The following is a 14,609-nucleotide window of genomic DNA, read 5'->3' on the forward strand; positions in this document are numbered from 1 at the left end:
ATGGACGCGACTTTCGACGACTTCATGAAGATCGACATCCGCGTGGGCGTCATCGCCCGTGCAGAGCCCTTCCCCGAGGCGCGCAAGCCCGCCTACAAGCTCTGGGTCGATTTCGGCCCCGAGATCGGCGAGAAGCGCAGCTCGGCCCAGATCACCGTGCATTACACGCTCGAGGAGCTGGTCGGGAAGCGGGTGATGGGCGTGGTCAATTTCCCGCCCCGCCAGATCGGCAAGGTGAAATCCGAGGTGCTGGTGCTGGGCGTGCCGGACGATAACGGCGACGTTGTGCTGACGGTGCCCGACAAGGAGGTGCCGCTGGGAGGGAGACTGTTCTGATGGCGAAGATCTACGTGACGCGGCCGCTTCCGGAGGCGGTCGAGGCGCGGCTGAAGGGGCTGGGGGACTGCACCTTCCGGCCCTCGACCGCGCCGCTCGACGGCGACGAGCTGCGCATGTCCCTGCGCGATTTCGACCTGGTGCTGCCGACGCTGCGCGACATGTACTCGGCCGGGGTCTTCGCCGACGTGGCGGCGCCGCGGGCGAAGCTGCTGGCGAATTTCGGCATGGGCTTCAACCATATCGACGTCGCCGCGGCGGCTGCGGCCGGGATCATGGTGACGAACACCCCCGGCGCGGTCACGGATGCCACTGCCGATATCGGCCTGATGCTGATGCTGATGAGCTGCCGCCGCGCCGCCGAGGGCGAACGCCTGGTGCGCGCGGGCGGCTGGGAGGGCTGGCACCCGGTGCAGATGCTGGGGCTGCACATGACCGGCAAGACGCTGGGCGTGATCGGCATGGGCCGGATCGGCAAGGCGGTGGCGCGGCGCGCGGCGCTCGGCTTCGGCATGAAGGTGGTCTTCTTCAACCGCTCGCCGGTGGCCGATCCGGGCGTCGAGGCGACGCAGCTCGGCTCTCTGGCCGAGGTGATGGCCGCCTGCGACGTGGCGATCGTCTGCGTGCCGGGCGGACCGGCGACGCGCCACCTGATCGACGCGGCCGCGCTCGGGGCCATGCAGCCCCATGCCCATCTGGTCAATATCGCCCGCGGCGACATCGTCGACGAGGCGGCCCTGGTCGCCGCGCTCGAGGCCGGGACGATCGGCGGGGCGGGGCTCGATGTCTACGAGAACGAGCCGGAGGTGCCCGAGGCGCTGCGGCGGCTGCCGAATGTCACGCTGCTGCCGCATCTGGGCACGGCGACGCTGGAAGTGCGCGAAGACATGGGGCACATGGCCGTCGACAACCTGGAGGCGGTGCTGAAGGGCGGGACGCCGCCGAACCTGGTCGCCGCCTGACGCGGCGCTGCGGTGTCGCCGCCTGACGCGGCGCTGCGGTCCCGTGTACACCCGCATACGGGCCGCACTCGCCCCTGTCGATGCGTGATAACAGCGCGTCGACCTCAGTCTGTCTTTCCCGGCCCGGCGCAATCGCTAGGATCGCCTGCAACTGCCGGTTGGAAGGACCCGATGACCAAGCTTGCCGACGATCCCCTGCGCGTGCCGCTCTCCAACGAGCTGCATGCCCGTCCCTTTCCGATCATCGCCGCGCCTGCCAGCGCGGTTCTGCTGGCCGTGCGCCATCCCGACGGGGCGGCGCGCGACCGCGGCCGCGACCGGGCCCATCTCGACCGGCTGCTGGCGCGGTTCTCGGTGCAGAACAAGCCCGCCGCCGACGGCACCCATTTCTTCGGCCAGCTCGGCCGCTACTGGCTGAAATGGGAGAGCCACACCGAATTCGTCACCTACATGCTGATCGCCGAGGGCGTCTCGGAACGGCCCTTCGCCGAGGGGATGCTCGGCGTCTTCCCCGCCGACTGGCTGGAGGACATGCCGGGGCTGCGCGTCACCTCGGCGCTGATCCGCGTCGAGGAGATGCCCGAGCCGCGGACCGAGATTTCGGACAAGCTCGACCGCTGGTTCCTGGGCGAGAGCCTGGCGGTCTCCTCGGTGCTCGACGGCGACGCGGTGGTGGCCAGCGATTTCCGTCTCGATGACAGCGACCATACCCGCATCGCCATCTTCATCGCGCCCAGCTGCGGCCCGCGGCGCACCGGCCGCGTGGTCCAGCGCATGGCCGAGATCGAGACCTATGCCAAGATGTCCCTGATGGGGCTGATGACGGCGCGCGATCTCGGCCACGAGCTGAACAAGATCGAGACCGACATGACCCGGCTGACCGCGACCATGGCCGATGACGCGGCCTCGGCCGAAGAGACGCTGGGGCGGCTGCTGTCAGTCTCAGCGGCGCTCGAGGCGCTCTCGACCAAGACCTCCTTCCGCTTCGGCGCGACCGGCGCCTATGCCCAGATCGTCCGCCAGCGCATCGCCGTTCTGCGCGAGGAGCGCTTCATGGGCCGCCAGCTGATGGGCGAGTTCATGACCCGCCGCTGGGATCCGGCGATGCGCACCGTCGAAAGCGCCGAGCGGCGGCTGCAGCAGATGACCGAGCGGGGCGGGCGGGCCTCGAACCTGCTGCGGACCCGGGTCGATGTCGAGCGCTCGGCGCAGAACCAGAAGCTGCTGGAGAGCATGGACCGCCGCGCCGACATCCAGCTGCGGCTGCAGGAGACGGTCGAGGGGCTCTCGGTCGTCGCGATCAGCTACTACGCGGTCAGTCTCGGGCTCTACCTGCTTGGGCCGGTGGCGGAGGCGAAGCTGCTCAGCAAGGCCTGGCTCGCCACGCTGCTGACCCCGGCGGTCGTGGCCTGCGTCTGGCTGATGGTCCGCCATATCAAGCGCAAGATGCACTGAGGCCTCCGCGGTCCGCCCCGGACGGCGGATCGCGCATTAACCACTGTCGCGCAAACAACTCGCCCGCCGGGGGCGAGGCCTGTAATCCCGTCTCCGTATTCCAGCCCCGGGGCCTTTGGGTCCGGCGGGCAGGCTGTTCCGGCGGGTGTGTCATGTTGTGTCTCCGAATCTGGTTTGTGTGCGCGATCGGCGCCCTGGCGTCTGCCGGGCAGGCCATGGCCGCTACGCTCAGCGAACTGGATTTCGACGGGGGCTTCTCGGACAGCTTCTCCGCGCCGACGGCGATCGGCGTCGCCGGGATCTCATCGATCACCGGATTCTGGACGGCGGAGGATGCCGGCGGCTACGACTACCTCGTCCTCACCGGGCTGGCCCCGGGGCTGCAGACATTCCATATCGACATCCGTCCGGTCGACGGCGCGCTGCAGCAGACCGACCATGCCTATAACGGCGGCGCCTATGTGAAATACTTGGACAGCCAATTCGCCTATGACTATGACGGAAGGGAAACGGTCGGCCAGATCGACATCCTCCATGGCGACGAGGTCCCGGTCCGCGTGGACGTGACCACGGAGGTCGCGCCGGGCGGATCGGTCTACCTGATGCTGCACGACACCAACGGCCTGCCGGGCTACCCGCTTTTCTACGAGATCTCGGGCCTGGAGGGGGCCGGGATCCCTGTCAGCGTGGTGCCCCTGCCGACAGCCGCGCCGCTGCTGCTGGGCGGTCTTGCCGTCCTGGGCGCCATCGCCTGCCGGCGAAGGCGGAGCTGAGCCCGCTGGGCCCTGCGCAGGCATGGATTCTCCGGGGTTTCCGCCTATGATGGCGGAAACCTGGTCCCGGAGTACCCATGCCGATCAAGAACCGTTTCGCAGAGCTGCTGCCCGAAATCACCGCCTGGCGCCGCGATCTGCATGAACATCCCGAAATCCTCTTCGAGACGCACCGCACTGCGGGCATCGTCGCGGAGAAGCTGCGGGCGTTCGGCTGCGACGAGGTTGTCGAGGGCATTGGCCGCACCGGGGTCGTGGGGCTGATCCGCGGCCAGGGGGCGGGGCCGGTGATCGGGCTGCGCGCCGACATGGACGCGCTGCCGATCCTCGAGGCGACCGGGCTCGATCATGCCTCGAAGACCGCCGGCGCGATGCATGCCTGCGGCCATGACGGCCATACCGCCATGCTGCTCGGCGCAGCGAAATACCTGGCCGAGACCCGCAATTTCGACGGCACCGTGGCGCTGATCTTCCAGCCCGCCGAAGAGGGCGGCGGCGGCGGCCGCGAGATGGTCGCCGACGGCATGATGGAACGCTTCGCCATCGAGGAGGTCTACGGCATGCACAACTGGCCGGGCATCCCGCTGGGACAGTTCGCGATCCGCCCGGGCCCGTTCTTCGCCGCCACCGACCAGTTCCGCATCACGCTGGCCGGCAAGGGCGGGCATGCCGCCAAGCCGCACGAGACCTGCGACCCGACGGTGATGGGCGCGCAGCTGGTCCTGGCGCTGCAGACCGTGGTCAGCCGCAACTGCGACCCGGTGGAGCAGATGGTGGTCTCGGTCACCAGCTTCGAGACGGCGAGCACCGCCTATAACGTGATCCCGCCCTCGGTGACGCTGAAGGGCACGGTACGCACGCTGAAGGACGCGCCCCGCGATCTGGCCGAAGAGCGGATCCGCGAGATCGCCGCGGGCATCGCCGCGACCTTCGGCGGCACGGCCGGGATCGAGTACGAGCGCAACTACCCGGTGATGGTCAACACCGCCGAAGAGACCGATTTCGCCGCCGAGGTCGCGCGCAAGGTGGCGGGCGACTGCGCCGAGGCGCCGCTGATCATGGGCGGCGAGGATTTCGCCTATCTGCTGCAGGAGCGCCCGGGCGCCTATATCCTGGTGGGCAATGGCGACAGCGCGCCGGTGCATCACCCGGAATACGATTTCAACGACGAGGCCATCCCCGCGGGCTGCTCCTGGTGGGCCGGGATCGTCGAGGCCCGGCTCGGCCGCAGCCCGGGCTAAGTGCCGCAGACGGGCCGCCCCGCCTTGTCCTCCCTCCGCCGGGCTGGTCCCCTCGGGGGGCATGAGCACAAGGGGGGAGCCATGTTGCAACATCTGCCATCCGTCGCGGGTCTCGCGGCGCTTGCCGTCCTGTCCGGCTGCACCGGCAGCCCGCCGCCGGACATCACCCGGCAGGTGCCGGTCGATGCCAGCTTCCACGATCTCGGCCTCGACTGGGGGCGGACGGCTTCGGGCATCGACATCCGCCTGGGCTTCTTCGAGGGACCGGGCAGCGCGCTGGAGATCTGCGGCGCCTATGCGGTGCGCGGCAGCGATGCGAGGGAGCACACCCGCAGCGTCCTGCAGGCGATCGGCGTCGCGGTAGAGGGCAGGACGGTGCTGATGGACATCTCGTATTTCACCCGCGTCTCCTCGGCGGGGGCCCTGCCCGGGGCGGCGGCGAACTGCCGGGCGACCGGGACCGAAGTGCCGCCGCCGGATGCCGATATCGAGATCCTCTTCGAAGGCAGGAACCGCTATAGCGGCTGACGGCGCTCGTCCCGGGACCGGGCCTTCCGGCCATGGCGCGCGGGAAGGCGCCGCTATCCGCCTTGACCACGGCGCATCACGCGCAGGACGGGCGCGCGGGGTCCGGGCCGCCTAGCCGCCGGTATGGCTCATGTGGCGCGACATCTGGCCGTCGGCGCGCTGGCGCGAATAGTCGAAATCATGGCCCTTGGGCTTGCGCGAGATCGCCTCGCGGATCGCGTCCTCCAGCCCGGCGTCGCTTTCGCTGGCGCGCAGCGGGCGGCGCAGGTCGGCATTGTCCTCCTGGCCGAGGCACATGAACAGCTCGCCCGTGCAGGTCAGCCGCACGCGGTTGCAGCTTTCGCAGAAATTATGGCTCAGTGGCGTGATGAACCCGATCTTCTGCCCGGTCTCTTCAAGCCGCACATAGCGCGCCGGGCCGCCGGTGCGCTCGGGGATGTCGGTGACGGTGTAGCGCTCGGCCAGCCGCGCGCGCAGGTCGCTGAGCGCCCAGTACTGGTCCAGCCGGTCCTCGTTGCCCAGATCGCCCATCGGCATGACCTCGATCCAGGTCAGGTCCATGTCGCGCTCCGCGCACCATTCGGTCAGGCGGAAGAGCTCGTCCTCGTTGAAGCCCTTGAGCGCCACGGCGTTGATCTTGACGCGCAGCCCGGCCGCCTGGGCGGCGTCGATCCCCTTCAGCACCTGGGGCAGGCGGCCCCAGCGGGTGACCTCCGCGAATTTCCGCTCGTCGAGCGTGTCGAGCGAGACATTGATCCGCCGCACCCCCGTGGCGGCCAGATCGGCGGCGAAGCGCCCGAGCTGAGAGCCGTTGGTGGTCAGCGTCAGCTCCTTCAGGGCGCCGCTGTCCAGATGGCGCGCCATGGCGCCGAAGAAGGTCATGATGCCCCGCCGCACCAGCGGCTCGCCGCCGGTGATGCGCAGCTTTTCCACGCCCATGCGCACGAAGGCCGAGCAGAGCCGGTCGAGCTCCTCGAGCGTCAGCAGCTCCTTCTTGGGAAGGAAGGTCATGTTCTCCGCCATGCAGTAGACGCAGCGGAAGTCGCAGCGGTCCGTGACGGAGACGCGCAGGTAGCTGACGGGACGGGCGAAGGGATCTATGAGCGGGGTCATGCACGAGACTTAGGGCTTTCGCCGCGTTGGAACAAGGGAAAGGCGCGCCCCGGACAGGCGCTGCCGCGCAGGCTTTGGTCGCAATTGCGCGATCAGACGCCCTCCGAGGACGACGCCCAGAGCGTCTCGTCATGCAGGGGCTTCAGCGCGTCGATCGCCGCCAGCTCCTCGGCGGTGAAGGCGGTGTTGTCGAGCGCGCCGCAGCTGTCGACCACCTGATCGGGCCGCGAGGCGCCGATCAGCGCCGAGGCGACCCCGCCGCGCAGCACCCAGGCGATGGCCATCTGCGCCAGGCTCTGCCCGCGGGCCTTGGCGATCTCGTTCAGCCCGGCGACGCGCTCGCCGAGATCCGGGGTGATCTTCTCGCGGGCGAGGAACCCGTCCTCCGCGGCGCGGCTGCCCGGCGGGATGCCTTTGAGGTATTTTAGCGTCAGCATCCCCTGGGCGAGCGGCGAAAATGCGATGGCGCCAGTGCCGAGCGCCTCGAGCGTGTCGATCAGCCCGTCACGCTCCACCCAGCGGTTGAGGATGTTGTAGGCCGGCTGATGGATCACCAGGGGCGTTCCGAGCTCCTTCAGGATCGCGGCCGCCTGGCGGGTGCGGCGCGAATTGTAGGAGGAGATCCCGGCATAGAGCGCGCGGCCGGAGCGGACGATATGGTCGAGCGCGCCCATCGTCTCTTCCAGCGGCGTTCCGGGGTCGAAGCGGTGGCTGTAGAAGATGTCGACATAGTCGAGCCCCAGCCGCTTCAGCGACTGGTCGCAGGAGGCGATCATGTATTTCCGGCTGCCCCATTCGCCATAGGGGCCGGGCCACATGTCGTAGCCCGCCTTCGAGCCGATCACGAGCTCGTCGCGCAGCCCGGCGAAGTCGCGGCGCAGGATCTCGCCGAAGGCGGCCTCCGAGGCGCCGGGCGGCGGGCCGTAGTTGTTGGCCAGGTCGAAATGCGTGATGCCGTGATCGAAGGCCGCGCGGCAGATCTGCGCCTTGCTCTCGAGCGAGCGGTCGTCTCCGAAGCTGTGCCAGAGCCCCAGGCTGATCCGCGGCAGCATCAGCCCCGAATTGCCGCATCGGCGGTATTCCATCCTGTCATAGCGGTTCGCGGCCGGAACATAGCGCATCGCGGACTCCTCCCTTTGCCGATTCTCTAGGGCGGAGTCCTCACCAAGCGGCAAACGCGGGCGAAGTTTTTCCGCGCGGCCGGGGGGCGGCGTCCATCTTTCCTTAGCCATGGCCGGGCTAGGCAGGAACGGTTCCAGAACGGAAGGCATGGCGATGACGCTCCTGCGGGCCCTCGGCGGTCCGATCCTCCTCTTGCTGCTGGCGCTGTCGCCGGGCGGGCCCGCTGCGGCGCAGAGCCTCTTCCAGGGGGGCGGCGGCAGTCCGCTGCTGCAGCCGGCGCGCGGACCCCTGGCTGGGCAGGGCGGGCGGCTCTTCGAGGCGGCGGCGCCGATGCCCTTCGTGCAGCCGCGGGCCCTGGCGCTTGGCGACCGGGACGGGCTGGCGGCGCGGCGGCAGCGCTGGTTCGATCCGCTGCCCGGCCGCGGCTACCGCCCGCCGCCCGCGCGCGAGATCCGGGCGGAGGCGGCCTGGCTGGCCGCCCATCCGCCGCAGGATTTCTCGCGGGAATCGGCGCTGATGTGCCTCGCCGTGTCGATCTACCACGAGGCGCGCAACCAGCCGCGCCAGGGACAGGCGGCGGTGGCCAGCGTGATCCTGACCCGCGCCGCCGACCCGCTGCGCTGGGGCCGCACGCCCTGCACGGTGGTGGTTCCGGTGCAGTTCTCCTACCTCACCCCCGCGCGCCGCTTCGCCCCGATCCGCAACCGCCGCGCCTGGATCGAGGCGGTGGAGATCGCCGCGCAGGTGCTGATGGCCGGACCCGATCCGCGGCTCCGGGGCGCCGACCACTACCACGCGACCTATGTCGACCCGGTCTGGAACAAGGACATGGATCTGGTGCAGCGGATCGCCGATCACATCTTCTGGCGGTCACGGCCCGGAAGATCCTGAGCGGCCAGGAGCCCGTCGAGGAAGCGCGGCATGTCGCGTGCATCGACCGTGGCCTCGCGCACCAGCCAGTCGAAATGCCGGGCCATGGCGCGCACGCGGGACGCCTCGCGGAAGGCCAGGTAGAAGCGCCCGACATAGAGCACGGCGAGCCCCGGCCCGAAGACCGAGAGCGGCGCCGAGAAGGCGCGGCGGGCGTCGAAGAGGAACAGCCGCAGCGACGGGAAGAGCGTCTCGCAGCGCTCGCGGATATGCAGGAGCTGCTCGGCGCGCATCTCGGGCGCGATGCCGGAATAGTAGCCGGTCCCGGCGGCGAAGGCCTCGAGCTCGTGCACCGGCATGGCGATCTCGTAATCCGAGAGCCCGGCATTCAGCCAGTCCTGCTCGGGCTGCATCGTGGCGGTGCCGGGGGCGGGGCTGCGGCCGAGGAAGGCGGCGTATTCCCAGCGCCGCACGGACTCGGTGCGCAGGAGGTCGGGCAGGGTGGCGGGGACATGGCGGATCTTGTAGCCGGCCGCCTCGCGGTGCCAGTCGAGGATCTGGGCATCGGCGCCGGAGCGCTCGGCCTCGGTCAGCCGCACCGCCGCCTCGATCATCTCGCCGACGGGCTCGGGCCGGTCCGAGAGGCCGAGCAGCCAGTCGACCGAGACGCCGAGCGCCGCGGCGCAATCGGCGGCGAGCCCGGCATTGGGCAGCCGCGCGGCGCCCTCGGCGAGGATCTGCCCGATGGTGGAGCGGTCGACCCCGGTCAGCCGCGCCAGCGCGCTGCGCGACAGGTCCTTGCGGGCCATGGTCTCGCTCAGCCGGGCGCGGAAGAGAGCGGCGCGGTCGCGCTTGTCGAGTTTGGTCATCATTGCAGGGAAAACTCTAGCATGGTGAGGAAACCGGGACAAAGCCCCGAATTCTCCCGGCGGCCGCCCCGGGCTAGGCCGGAGGCGAGCAGCATGGAAGGAGACGGCAATGGACACGCCCCTGCGCACCCTGGCGAAAGCCCTGACCTGGCAGGGACTTGGCCTGGGCCTGATGACCCTGATCGGCCTCGCCTTCACCGGCTCCGTGACAACCGGCGGGGGCATCGCGCTGACCGGGGCGGCGACGGGACTTGTCACCTATGCGCTGCACGAGCGCGTCTGGGCCCGCGTCGCCTGGGGCCGCCGCGGCTGAGTGTCTGGCGGCCCGTGCTGGGGATCGCGCGGCCGGGCGCGGGGATGAGGCGGTGCCAGCTGTGCAGAGCGGTGCCGAGTCCGGACGGGATCATTCCAGCGCTCGGGCGCTGACCGCTCCGGGTTCGCCGGAGGCTCCGAAGCGTGTGTGGATGGAGCCCATGGCACGGGATAACCAAGCGAACAGCTAGGCGCCGAGACCCGCGAGCGCGCGGTTCGAATGGTGTCCGACACGCGCGGCAGCTATCCGGAGCCGTCGTCAGCCATCCGGGCCATCGCGCCCAAGATCGGCTGCAGCCGGGCATCCCAGCGCCGCTATGTTGCCCATGCGGAAACGGATGGCGGCGTGCGGAGCGGCGCGATCAGCCAGGAGCGGGCCCGGATCCGCGAGCTGGAAAGAGACGTCCGGAAGCTTCGGCAGGCGAACCAGATCCTGATCGAGGAGGATCAGGAATTGATCCGGGGGATCAATTCCCCGGCGGAAGGCGTCAGCGTATTTCGCCCTGGCGGAGTCCGGCCGCCCACTGAATCGATGGTCGCCTTCATCGATGCCGATCGTGGTACGCACGGGGCTTCGCCATCGCGGCGCCATCAGTCCGGGCCCGACGGCCGAGGCCGATCTGCAAGGTCCTGCCGATCGGCCCGTCCACATGCCATGACAGTGTGGCCACGGCCCGCGATCCGTCCAGGGCAAGCGCCGGTCGCGCCGTGATGCCGCTCTGCTGCCGGACATCGGCGGGTTTGGGATGAGAACTTCAGCCTCCGCGGCGCCAGGACGGCCTGGCTGCAGCTGCGGCGCGAAGGTTTCGAGTTCGCCCGGCTCGCACGGGGCCCGGCTGGCGAAAAATCCAGGAATGCGAGGGGCTGTTCGCGGTGATGTCCTCAAGACAACCCGTCCGGGCCCGGGGTGTCCCTGACCGAAGGACGAGGTGACCCGCCAGTTCCGGGCTCCGGCGCCGAACAGGTTCCGGGTCCCGGATTTCACATATGCCTCGACCTGGCAGGGGGGCGCCTACGTGGCCTTCGTGAACGACACCTTCGCGGAGCGGATCGTCGGATGGCGGATTTCGCGGTCACTGCAAACATGGTTCGCACTCGATGCGCTCGAGCGGGTGCTGTGCGAGCGGCGTCCCGGCGGGGAACCTGTGCATCGTTCCGACAGGGGATCCCAGTACCTGTCCCTGCGCGGCACCGAGCGCCTGGCCGAAGCCCGGCTCGAACCTTCCGTCGGCAGCGTCGGGGAGTCCCATGGCAATGCCTGGCCGAGACGATCATCGGGCTGTTCAGGGCCGAGGTCATCCATCGGCTCGGTCTCTGGAAATCGGCAGATGCTGCCGCATGGGAAATGCTGACATGGGTCGACTGGTTCAATGCGCGGCGCTTGCGCGGTCCGATCGGAGACATCCCTCCAGCCGAGGCTGAGCGGAAATTCTCTGACGAGCAAACGCGGCTGAATATGGTCGCCTTAGACCAAGCAGAAAGCCTCCGGCGAACCCGGCGCGGTTCACGCCGCCCGGTTGGTCCGGGTGCGGGTCCGCTTGGCCATTGCGGCCGATGCGGTGTCCGTTTCGGAAACCTGCCGGAACGAAGGGCCAGCCGCCGGGCCGGGTCCGGCGATCTGCGCAGGAGAAGCGCTTCGGGATGTGAATACGGTCGAGAGCGGCCGCCGATGGATAAGGGAGCGTCCACATTTCACACCGGGCACAGGGGGACTGCGCGGCCTTTCAATCGGCTTTCTCTCTGGCCGTCCCCGATTTCCGGCCGGATCTGCGGTGGCGCCAGGCTTGCCCGTTGATCCTGACGCCGCCTTCAGGCCAGAGCCCGGATGGGCCGCGAAGGGTACCCGTCCTCCGGGCGCCGCATGCGGGCGCACGCTGTTACCGAGCGGGTCAACGCATGCGATCCGTCCGCGAGAGATGGCGAAGGGTCCCCTTGCCGATCCGGCCCGGGACCCGGTCTCGCAAGCGTTCCGGCAGAGGCACTTGCGCTTCCCGGATCGCCACAGCCGTTCGATCATGACCTTGCCCGTCCCGCGCCCGCAGACGTCCATCGGGATCCGCGCCTCCGCGTCCTGCAGCGTGTCCGTGAAACGGGGCCTGGTGCAGGACGATCCCTGGCCCGTGTCGGCGATCTCCGGCCGCCCGCGCAGCCGCAGGGCATCTTCCTTGGTCTCGCCGCGGCGTTCGGGCGCCAGGCGATTGATCCGGGGAGTTCCATCGTAGCGAAAAAGGACATCAATCGAGGTCCATGGCCGCCAGGCCGGCACCCGCCGCGTCGCACGCGCCATCGTTCCCGGACGGATGGCGGACAGTGAGGAGTTCCATGATCGCGGCGAGGCAGCGGAGCACGTGCCGCATGGGGAGAGCTCCGCCAACGCGCGACGCAATGCCGTCCGGCGATATCCGCGAGGTCTTCTCCGCGCTCGGAGGGGCGCAGGTCCTTTGCGACAGATGGCGACGGCCCGGCAGCACGGAACGGCCGCTCGCATGCTCCCGGTTGGCGCCCCAGGTCCTCATTCCGGTCGATCGGGGGCCTGCCCTGCGGCCGCCTGTGGGTCCGGACCTTCGGGCCGGGACCTGCCCGCGCGATCCCGCCCCGGCGCGACGCGCATTGTCCCTGCCGCGGCTCTCCGGTACATCGGGGCGAAACTGACGGAGGGCCAGATGGCAGCTTACCAATATGTCTACCACATGGATGGTGTCTCCAAGACCTATCCGGGCGGCAAGAAATGCTTCGAGAACATCCGCCTGAGCTTCCTGCCGGGGGTGAAGATCGGCGTGGTCGGCGTCAACGGCGCGGGTAAGTCGACGCTGATGAAGATCATGGCCGGGGTCGACAAGGACTTCTCCGGCGAGGCCTGGGCCGCCGAGGGCGCCAAGGTCGGCTACCTGCCGCAGGAGCCGCAGCTCGACGAGAGCCTCAGCGTGCGCGACAACGTCATGCTGGGCGTGGCCGCCAAGAAGGCGATCCTCGACCGCTACAACGAACTCGCCATGAACTACTCGGACGAGACCGCCGACGAGATGGCGCAGCTGCAGGACGAGATCGACGCGCAGAACCTGTGGGATCTCGACAGCCAGGTCGATGTCGCGCTCGAGGCGCTGCGCTGCCCGCCGGACGAGGCGATGCCGGAGAACCTCTCGGGCGGCGAACGCCGCCGGGTCGCGCTGTGCAAGCTCTTGCTCGAAGCGCCCGACATGCTGCTTCTCGACGAACCGACCAACCACCTCGATGCCGAGACCATCGCCTGGCTGCAGAACCACCTGATCGAGTACAAGGGCACGATCCTGATCGTCACCCACGACCGGTACTTCCTCGACGACATCACCGGCTGGATCCTCGAGCTCGACCGCGGCCGCGGCATCCCCTACGAGGGCAACTACTCGGCCTGGCTGGAGCAGAAGGCCAAGCGGCTGGAGCAGGAGGCCCGCGAGGACAAGTCGCGCGCCAAGACGCTGGAGCGCGAACTGGAATGGATGCGCGCCAGCCCGAAGGCGCGCCAGGCCAAGTCGAAGGCGCGGATCAACTCCTATAACGAGCTCGCGAACCAGTCCGAGCGCGAGAAGATGTCGCGCGCGCAGATCATTATCCCGAACGGCCCGCGGCTGGGCTCCAAGGTGATCGAGGTCGAGGGGCTGCAGAAGGCCTACGAGGACAAGCTGCTGATCGAAGGGCTGGATTTCGCCCTGCCGCCGGGCGGCATCGTCGGCGTGATCGGTCCGAACGGCGCCGGCAAGTCCACGCTCTTCCGCATGCTGACCGGCCAGGAGACGCCCGATGCGGGCACGGTCGAATACGGCGACACGGTGCAGCTGAGCTATGTCGACCAGTCGCGCGACGCGCTCGATGCGAACAAGACCGTCTGGGAGGAGATCTCCGAGGGCAACGAGGTGATCAAGCTCGGCGATGCCGAGATGAACTCCCGCGCCTACTGCTCGGCCTTCAACTTCAAGGGCGGCGACCAGCAGAAGAAGGTCGGCCTGCTCTCGGGCGGCGAACGCAACCGCGTCCACATGGCCAAGCTCCTGCGCTCGGGCGGCAACGTGCTGCTGCTCGACGAACCGACCAACGACCTCGACGTCGAGACGCTGCGCGCGCTCGAGGACGCGCTGGTCGATTTCGCCGGCTGCGCGGTGGTGATCTCGCACGACCGCTTCTTCCTCGACCGGATCTGCACGCATATCCTGGCCTTCGAGGGCGAGGCGCATGTCGAGTGGTTCGAGGGCAATTTCGAGGATTACGAGGAGGACAAGAAGCGCCGCCTCGGCCCCGATGCCGTCGAGCCCAAGCGGATCAAGTACAAGAAGTTCGCGCGCTGAGCGCGGGCGCTGCCCGGGTGCCTGCCCGGGCCGCGCGGGAAAGAAGAGGCCGCCCGTCCCGCGAGGGAGGGCGGCCTCTGTCCTTTGCGTGCCGGATCAGGAGCCGGTGCCGGCCTCTTCGAAGAGCCCGGTGAAGGCGCCGTAGCCTTCCTCCTCCAGTGCGGAGGCGGGGACGAATCGCAGCGCGGCGGAGTTGATGCAGTAGCGCATCCCGCCCGCCTCCTGCGGCCCGTCGGGGAAGACATGGCCCAGATGGCTGTCGGCCCCGGCCGAGCGGGCCTCGACCCGGACCATGCCGTGGGTGGCATCGCGGTGCTCGGTCACGGCGTCGCCGAAGACCGGGCGGGTGAAGCTCGGCCAGCCGGTGCCGCTGTCGAACTTGTCGATCGAGGCGAAGAGCGGCTCGCCCGAGACCACGTCGACATAGAGCCCGGGCTCCTTGAGGTCCCAGTAGGGATTGGCAAAGGGGCGCTCTGTCCCGTTCTGCTGGGTGATGCGGTACTGTTCGGGGGTGAGGCGGGACAGGGCCTCGTCCAATTTCTTGCGGCTATCGCTCATGGGGCGTCTCCTGTGGCGCGTCGTTCCCTGCAGATTTCGGTCCTCCGGGCGCGGACATCAAGCCCCCCGGAGGATTGCTTCCCTTGCGGCAGTCCGGACGTTTACCTTTACCTCCCGACTGGCCTATCCTGTTGCAGTGAGTGCAGTTGGC

At 69.1% G+C, this 14,609-nt stretch carries 14 protein-coding genes, 1 pseudogene and 1 other annotated feature; of the genes and pseudogenes, 10 read left to right on the forward strand and 5 right to left on the reverse strand.

What is annotated here, in order from left to right; translation table 11 throughout:
- The 6 genes from FGX59_RS15680 (at nucleotide 1) to FGX59_RS15705 (ending at nucleotide 5,295) form a co-directional block, all read left to right on the forward strand.
- Complete coding sequence (locus FGX59_RS15680) at nucleotides 1-336, forward strand: tRNA-binding protein (protein WP_138467933.1); 336 nt, start codon at nucleotides 1-3, stop codon at nucleotides 334-336.
- On the forward strand, nucleotides 336-1,298 hold the full coding sequence (locus FGX59_RS15685) for a D-glycerate dehydrogenase (protein ID WP_138467935.1): 963 nt from the start codon (nucleotides 336-338) through the stop codon (nucleotides 1,296-1,298). Before FGX59_RS15680 ends, FGX59_RS15685 begins: the two co-directional genes overlap by 1 nt.
- 171 nt (nucleotides 1,299-1,469) lie before the next feature.
- Nucleotides 1,470-2,753 (forward strand): DUF3422 family protein, encoded by a 1,284-nt coding sequence (locus FGX59_RS15690; protein ID WP_138467937.1) that lies wholly within the window; start codon nucleotides 1,470-1,472, stop codon nucleotides 2,751-2,753.
- Nucleotides 2,754-2,968: 215 nt separating this feature from the next.
- Entirely contained in the window at nucleotides 2,969-3,526 is a 558-nt protein-coding gene (locus FGX59_RS15695) for a hypothetical protein (protein ID WP_138467939.1), read from the forward strand.
- 77 nt (nucleotides 3,527-3,603) lie between these two features.
- Entirely contained in the window at nucleotides 3,604-4,767 is a 1,164-nt protein-coding gene (locus FGX59_RS15700) for a M20 aminoacylase family protein (RefSeq protein WP_138467941.1), read from the forward strand.
- A gap of 81 nt (nucleotides 4,768-4,848) precedes the next feature.
- Complete coding sequence (locus FGX59_RS15705) at nucleotides 4,849-5,295, forward strand: hypothetical protein (protein WP_138467943.1); 447 nt, start codon at nucleotides 4,849-4,851, stop codon at nucleotides 5,293-5,295.
- Between the two features lie 111 nt (nucleotides 5,296-5,406).
- Here the strand turns inward: FGX59_RS15705 and moaA are convergent, their stop codons facing one another.
- Together moaA and mgrA are read right to left on the reverse strand one after the other, a co-directional pair.
- Nucleotides 5,407-6,408 carry a GTP 3',8-cyclase MoaA gene (moaA, locus tag FGX59_RS15710; protein WP_138467944.1) on the reverse strand — a complete coding sequence of 334 codons (1,002 nt, stop codon included), beginning with the start codon at nucleotides 6,406-6,408 and terminating at the stop codon, nucleotides 5,407-5,409.
- Between the two features lie 92 nt (nucleotides 6,409-6,500).
- Nucleotides 6,501-7,529 (reverse strand): L-glyceraldehyde 3-phosphate reductase, encoded by a 1,029-nt coding sequence (gene mgrA, locus FGX59_RS15715; protein WP_138467947.1) that lies wholly within the window; start codon nucleotides 7,527-7,529, stop codon nucleotides 6,501-6,503.
- A gap of 148 nt (nucleotides 7,530-7,677) precedes the next feature.
- Here mgrA and FGX59_RS15720 point away from each other — a divergent pair, with 148 nt between their 5' ends.
- A complete protein-coding gene (locus FGX59_RS15720) occupies nucleotides 7,678-8,421 on the forward strand; it encodes a cell wall hydrolase (protein WP_171060664.1) in 744 nt (247 codons plus the stop codon).
- On the opposite strand, the gene FGX59_RS15725 is transcribed toward FGX59_RS15720, so the two are convergent.
- Nucleotides 8,385-9,272: a helix-turn-helix transcriptional regulator gene (locus FGX59_RS15725; protein ID WP_138467951.1), complete on the reverse strand. Its 888-nt coding sequence runs from the start codon at nucleotides 9,270-9,272 to the stop codon at nucleotides 8,385-8,387. The two genes, FGX59_RS15720 and FGX59_RS15725, sit on opposite strands and share 37 nt — an antisense overlap.
- Nucleotides 9,273-9,378: 106 nt before the next feature.
- On the opposite strand from FGX59_RS15725, the gene FGX59_RS15730 reads away from it, so the two are divergent.
- A complete protein-coding gene (locus FGX59_RS15730; RefSeq protein WP_138467953.1) occupies nucleotides 9,379-9,582 on the forward strand; it encodes a DUF2061 domain-containing protein in 204 nt (67 codons plus the stop codon).
- 151 nt (nucleotides 9,583-9,733) lie between these two features.
- Nucleotides 9,734-11,013, forward strand: a pseudogene (locus FGX59_RS15735) (IS3 family transposase); the annotation flags it as partial.
- Nucleotides 10,072-10,186, forward strand: a sequence feature (AL1L pseudoknot). (Overlaps the previous pseudogene by 115 nt.)
- 802 nt (nucleotides 11,014-11,815) lie before the next feature.
- Here FGX59_RS15735 and FGX59_RS39315 read toward each other — a convergent pair.
- The gene (locus FGX59_RS39315; protein WP_255471584.1) at nucleotides 11,816-11,938 is read right to left on the reverse strand and encodes a hypothetical protein; all 123 of its coding nucleotides are present in this window, start codon (nucleotides 11,936-11,938) and stop codon (nucleotides 11,816-11,818) included.
- 306 nt (nucleotides 11,939-12,244) lie between these two features.
- On the opposite strand from FGX59_RS39315, the gene ettA reads away from it, so the two are divergent.
- The gene (ettA, locus tag FGX59_RS15740; RefSeq protein ID WP_138467955.1) at nucleotides 12,245-13,900 is read left to right on the forward strand and encodes an energy-dependent translational throttle protein EttA; all 1,656 of its coding nucleotides are present in this window, start codon (nucleotides 12,245-12,247) and stop codon (nucleotides 13,898-13,900) included.
- A 96-nt stretch (nucleotides 13,901-13,996) separates the two neighbouring features.
- Here ettA and msrB read toward each other — a convergent pair whose 3' ends face one another.
- Nucleotides 13,997-14,458, reverse strand: coding sequence for a peptide-methionine (R)-S-oxide reductase MsrB (msrB, locus tag FGX59_RS15745; protein WP_138467957.1), 462 nt, complete (start codon nucleotides 14,456-14,458; stop codon nucleotides 13,997-13,999).
- Nucleotides 14,459-14,609 lie beyond the last annotated feature (151 nt).

This window comes from Poseidonocella sp. HB161398, assembly GCF_005870025.1.
GTDB lineage: Bacteria > Pseudomonadota > Alphaproteobacteria > Rhodobacterales > Rhodobacteraceae > Mangrovicoccus.

Excerpts from the sequence above, each read along its gene's own strand:
- FGX59_RS15680 (WP_138467933.1), top strand. The coding sequence starts at position 1 with ATGGACGCGACTTTCGACGACTTCATGAAGATCGACATCCGCGTGGGC.
- FGX59_RS15685 (WP_138467935.1), top strand. The coding sequence starts at position 336 with ATGGCGAAGATCTACGTGACGCGGCCGCTTCCGGAGGCGGTCGAGGCG.
- FGX59_RS15690 (WP_138467937.1), top strand. The coding sequence starts at position 1,470 with ATGACCAAGCTTGCCGACGATCCCCTGCGCGTGCCGCTCTCCAACGAG.
- FGX59_RS15695 (WP_138467939.1), top strand. The coding sequence starts at position 2,969 with ATGGCCGCTACGCTCAGCGAACTGGATTTCGACGGGGGCTTCTCGGAC.
- FGX59_RS15700 (WP_138467941.1), top strand. The coding sequence starts at position 3,604 with ATGCCGATCAAGAACCGTTTCGCAGAGCTGCTGCCCGAAATCACCGCC.
- FGX59_RS15705 (WP_138467943.1), top strand. The coding sequence starts at position 4,849 with ATGTTGCAACATCTGCCATCCGTCGCGGGTCTCGCGGCGCTTGCCGTC.
- moaA (WP_138467944.1), bottom strand. The coding sequence starts at position 6,408 with ATGACCCCGCTCATAGATCCCTTCGCCCGTCCCGTCAGCTACCTGCGC.
- mgrA (WP_138467947.1), bottom strand. The coding sequence starts at position 7,529 with ATGCGCTATGTTCCGGCCGCGAACCGCTATGACAGGATGGAATACCGC.
- FGX59_RS15720 (WP_171060664.1), top strand. The coding sequence starts at position 7,678 with ATGGCGATGACGCTCCTGCGGGCCCTCGGCGGTCCGATCCTCCTCTTG.
- FGX59_RS15725 (WP_138467951.1), bottom strand. The coding sequence starts at position 9,272 with ATGATGACCAAACTCGACAAGCGCGACCGCGCCGCTCTCTTCCGCGCC.
- FGX59_RS15730 (WP_138467953.1), top strand. The coding sequence starts at position 9,379 with ATGGACACGCCCCTGCGCACCCTGGCGAAAGCCCTGACCTGGCAGGGA.
- FGX59_RS39315 (WP_255471584.1), bottom strand. The coding sequence starts at position 11,938 with ATGCGGCACGTGCTCCGCTGCCTCGCCGCGATCATGGAACTCCTCACT.
- ettA (WP_138467955.1), top strand. The coding sequence starts at position 12,245 with ATGGCAGCTTACCAATATGTCTACCACATGGATGGTGTCTCCAAGACC.
- msrB (WP_138467957.1), bottom strand. The coding sequence starts at position 14,458 with ATGAGCGATAGCCGCAAGAAATTGGACGAGGCCCTGTCCCGCCTCACC.